Here is a 627-nt window from a genome sequence, read left to right on the forward strand (position 1 = left end):
ACCGATAAAGCCATTCCCATATAACTCTTTATCGCATTACAAATATAACAATATTATTTTACATATCAAAACTGAATTACAATAATTTTAATAATTCATTTAAACACTATCTTAGGTCTGATTATTGTAATTGAGAATAAAGGTTTAGTAGTATATCTGTAAGGAAATCATTTTCTTCTACAATTTTAAATCTTTTCCTGTCTTTAAGTTTAGCAGCATTATAATAAAGAGAGAAATTAGCTGTTAGTTCATTAGTGCCAGCTAGTAAACTGGCTATCTTAATACATTTTGAATCTTTGTAAAACTTAATACAACCACCTTCTTTATAAAGTCGGATGATATATTTAATTCCTATGCTGTTTAAAATTTCCTTAGCTTTAATACCAGCTTCTACTGCATCTTCCTTTAGCTTTAATATTCTAGCTTCTTCTGATTCTTTTGTACTGGGTGTAAAGTCAATAACCATAGCTTACTTAATTTTAATGTACTGAATGATATAGCCTCTTAAATACTTGCCATCTATCTTCTTTCTAGCTTCCTTAATAGTAGCATATTCTTCAAAGTCCTTAATACTAGCCTTTCCTTTAATTCCCAATGTGCCATAAATACTATTCAAGCAATCTTTAA

General features: G+C 28.4%; 1 protein-coding gene. It reads right to left on the reverse strand.

Annotated features, from left to right (window positions below):
- Positions 1 to 121: 121 nt before the first annotated feature.
- On the reverse strand, positions 122 to 466 hold the full coding sequence (locus QVP94_RS08865; RefSeq protein WP_022192406.1) for a hypothetical protein: 345 nt from the start codon (positions 464 to 466) through the stop codon (positions 122 to 124).
- Positions 467 to 627 lie beyond the last annotated feature (161 nt).

It is taken from the genome of Parabacteroides sp. CAG:2 (assembly GCF_000436315.1).
GTDB lineage: Bacteria > Bacteroidota > Bacteroidia > Bacteroidales > Tannerellaceae > Parabacteroides > Parabacteroides distasonis.

Coding starts and splice junctions, on each gene's coding strand:
- QVP94_RS08865 (WP_022192406.1), bottom strand. CDS start 466: ATGGTTATTGACTTTACACCCAGTACAAAAGAATCAGAAGAAGCTAGA.